This window comes from Cysteiniphilum marinum (assembly GCF_014857925.1).
GTDB lineage: Bacteria > Pseudomonadota > Gammaproteobacteria > Francisellales > Francisellaceae > Caedibacter > Caedibacter marinus.
On record NZ_JACYVZ010000075.1, the window covers coordinates 1 to 3,097 of the forward strand.

The window sequence follows — 3,097 nt, forward strand, 5'->3', positions numbered from 1 at the left end:
TAAACCAAGCAATTCAACAGGTAATACCATATCCAATTTCGTGAGCATTTTAAGTTCTTTCGGTTTAAGTTAATATCACAAAATTATAACAGATTTAACCCGTCCAACGGAAATAAGGATTGAGCCGTTTTTTCTGGTCAAATTCTTGTATTTGTGATACTATAGTACGTACTAATGGGAGTCTGTGCGCTCGTTTCGGAAAACCCCAATTAACTTACAACATCATTGCTAATTTCTCACATTATTTTCAGCCAATATTCATAGCAACATCAAAAATCATGATCTATAACTTGATATAACTATTATTGATAAGGAGTATCAAAATGACAAAGCAACAGAAAGAAACAAAAATACCATTAGTTTTTACATTCAACATAAAAGCAGCAGATTACTTTATTACAAAGTTCAAGCCGATTAACTTCAATTTTAACTGATTATATTTCATGCTCCGCAAATTTTTCATTGCAACAAGCAAAAGAAAATTGGCAACGTAAGTTGCGTTGAAAGTTAGCGTGTCCGTAACAGTTATCTGATCACCTCAAACAATCTAAAACAACGACAGCGTAAGCATAACATTAAATAACGATAACCTTGTTTGTGGCTCCCAATGCAAATACGCTTCACCGAATCCTTGGCACGTTTGCATCGGTCACATTTGACTTTAAAATTTGACTTCATGGATTAGTGTTGTGTTTTGCTGTCCACTTCTTTTTTAAGTTTAAGTACTGTATCAAGGTCAAGTCCAGTAGCCTTTGCAACTTGATCTACAGATAAACTCATGCCGAATAGATTACGTGCCGTTTCCTGTTTACCTTTCAATAGCCCTTGCTGCATACCTTGCTGCATACCTTGCTGCTTCCACTGTTCCGCTACCGTCATAACATCACCTTTTAAATCTGGTTTACTGTCTATTATCTTATCATAAAATGCGTCAGTTTCCATATCCGAATATTGCGACATATACCGAATCAAAACTTGTCTGGCAAAATGATCATAAGCTTGTATTTTATGAACAGCAATGCCAATCTTACCGTCAATGTTCTTTTCTCTGATTGCCTTTAGTATCAACTCATACCCAGAGATAAAACCATGCTCTAAAATTTCCTCGTCACTGTAACGGTTAAGGTCAATAAACTGTGTTGTGAAAGCGTACTTTTCAGCTAACTCTTTATTGGCAAAGTAATCGTTGATGTTAAGACTATGACTAAATGGCTTTTTATTGGCATAGTAAATAATCGATACCACTAAAGGCAAATCTTTCGTTGTCTTGTGTCGTTTAATATAATCCAACAAGTAAGACGTTTGATAATGGCGAGTACGAATAACTATAGTACCATCGTCACCTGTTTGTGATTCAATATGAACAAAGACAGCACCGTTTTTACCGTCCTTGAATTTGAACAGAAAAGTAAGGTCTGACTGCTCTTTTTGCTTTTTGTTGTCCTTTTGCTGTTGACGAACATGCTCAACATTAGCGGATTCTAACTTAACACTGTGCCAGTCAACTAAAGCGATAAGCTCTTTGGGTAGGTAAGTCATTAAGAAACAGATAGCAAAGTCTCTGTTGCTTATGAGGTCTTTAAATACACGGTCGTGTTTGTCTGCCATTATGTTGCCCTACTCACTTTCACTTATTTTGTCCTCAAATAGTCCTAGATAAAAAACGGGGTTATTTTAACATAAACCCTTATAAATACAGGGTTGAGTCCTGGATTTTTTTCAATGCCATTTGTCTACTGATTTCCATCATCAAAAAAACCATCAATCCCCTTTTGCACCAACTGATAATCAAACCCTTTACCTAGCAGATATTTTAACAGCTTTTGTTTCTTATCATACTCAGTTTTGCCTTTGATCAAAGGATACTTGGCACTAATTCTGCGTAGGACATTATTAAGCTGTTGTGCCTCGTCAACGACAACTAACTTGTCAATCATGCTTTGCGGTATTGCTTTCTTTTTAAGTTTATCAATCAATGCACCTGTTGAAATATCTTGGTTACTTTCAATGATACGCCTTGCTTTGTTTTCCAGTAGCATGTTGTCGGTGATGTTGGCGTTGTCTAGGGTCATGATCACATTATCCTATTCACTATTATTGGCTCGCTCATTTTTTAAATGCTCAATCGCAGACATTGGCACATTCATCATTTTAGCTATTATCGATAATGGCACACCAATTTTTGACATTGCTATAACCTCATGTATTTTTTGCTCATCGGTTAGCTCATCGTTGCAATTTTTAATATCCATAACGCACTCCCTTTCGTGGACACTGAGCAAGTATATCAAAAACAATCAGTGATTTATACATGAACACAATTTACACTACCTCATCGCCTCCCAACGCTCAACAACCATGACAAATTTATTTGTATAGTCGTTATCCTCTCTGGTTTCCTTGCGCCAATCAGCAACTGCATCGTGTAAGTCGTAGGTTTCCTTGGCTTTGGCAAGGTTGGATATGCCGACAGTGACGCTGCACCTTTCAATGTAGGTGTTAGTGTCGTTGGGTTTGGTGAAGTCACAGCGTAAGTGACAACGCCATGATTTTATTTTGCCTGATTTTTTGCGGGGCTTGGGTTGTTTGCTTTTTGACATTAAAGGTGCTTTTTCAAGATTTCATTTTTTCTTTCTTGGGCGTTATCGATAATAGATTGTGCTTGTTTTATTTTTTCCTCTTGCTTCTCGCAAAAAGCGACAATTTCTTTTTGTTTGTCGAGTGGGGGTAATGGAATTTTTATGGTTGCTATTTTACCCCATGAAGTTCTTGGTAATTGTTGACCGCTAACTGTTTGTAACACTTTATCATTAAACATATTAGATAAAAAATAATATTTATAATAGATCGATAAAGCACTATCTTTCTTTATTCTAAAAACTAAAATATCTGTGGAACAGATACCATCAAAGTCAACTAAACAAACCTTGTTTAAATTCGGTCTAAGTTTCCCATATAAAATATCATTTGTATTGAACGACAATTATCTTTGCCGGTCGGCGACATTTATCTTTGCCGGTTTTGAGTAAATGAAATATGGTAACCAGCATAGTTAAATATCATTCACAAGATAACAAAAATTATGTCAGGCAAACAT

General features: G+C 36.0%; 5 protein-coding genes. All 5 read right to left on the minus strand.

Going from position 1 to position 3,097, the window contains the following annotated elements; genetic code table 11:
* Positions 1 to 681: 681 nt before the first annotated feature.
* The 5 genes from IE867_RS14130 to IE867_RS14150 all read right to left on the minus strand — a co-directional run bounded on the left by IE867_RS14130 (position 682) and on the right by IE867_RS14150 (position 2,983).
* Positions 682 to 1,608 (minus strand): Rpn family recombination-promoting nuclease/putative transposase, encoded by a 927-nt coding sequence (locus IE867_RS14130; protein WP_192485355.1) that lies wholly within the window; start codon positions 1,606 to 1,608, stop codon positions 682 to 684.
* Positions 1,609 to 1,733: 125 nt separating this feature from the next.
* Positions 1,734 to 2,072 carry a RecX family transcriptional regulator gene (locus tag IE867_RS14135; RefSeq protein WP_192485356.1) on the minus strand — a complete coding sequence of 113 codons (339 nt, stop codon included), beginning with the start codon at positions 2,070 to 2,072 and terminating at the stop codon, positions 1,734 to 1,736.
* Between the two features lie 12 nt (positions 2,073 to 2,084).
* The gene (locus IE867_RS14140) at positions 2,085 to 2,252 is read right to left on the minus strand and encodes a hypothetical protein (protein ID WP_192485357.1); all 168 of its coding nucleotides are present in this window, start codon (positions 2,250 to 2,252) and stop codon (positions 2,085 to 2,087) included.
* Between the two features lie 75 nt (positions 2,253 to 2,327).
* Positions 2,328 to 2,600 (minus strand): hypothetical protein, encoded by a 273-nt coding sequence (locus IE867_RS14145; protein WP_192485358.1) that lies wholly within the window; start codon positions 2,598 to 2,600, stop codon positions 2,328 to 2,330.
* Complete coding sequence (locus tag IE867_RS14150; protein WP_192485359.1) at positions 2,600 to 2,983, minus strand: restriction endonuclease subunit S; 384 nt, start codon at positions 2,981 to 2,983, stop codon at positions 2,600 to 2,602. The genes IE867_RS14145 and IE867_RS14150 overlap by 1 nt, the downstream gene beginning before the upstream one ends.
* Positions 2,984 to 3,097 lie beyond the last annotated feature (114 nt).

Bases quoted from the DNA above. Each gene is read 5' to 3' on its own strand.
- IE867_RS14135 (WP_192485356.1), bottom strand. From the start codon at position 2,072: ATGACCCTAGACAACGCCAACATCACCGACAACATGCTACTGGAAAAC.
- IE867_RS14140 (WP_192485357.1), bottom strand. From the start codon at position 2,252: ATGGATATTAAAAATTGCAACGATGAGCTAACCGATGAGCAAAAAATA.
- IE867_RS14145 (WP_192485358.1), bottom strand. From the start codon at position 2,600: ATGTCAAAAAGCAAACAACCCAAGCCCCGCAAAAAATCAGGCAAAATA.
- IE867_RS14130 (WP_192485355.1), bottom strand. From the start codon at position 1,608: ATGGCAGACAAACACGACCGTGTATTTAAAGACCTCATAAGCAACAGA.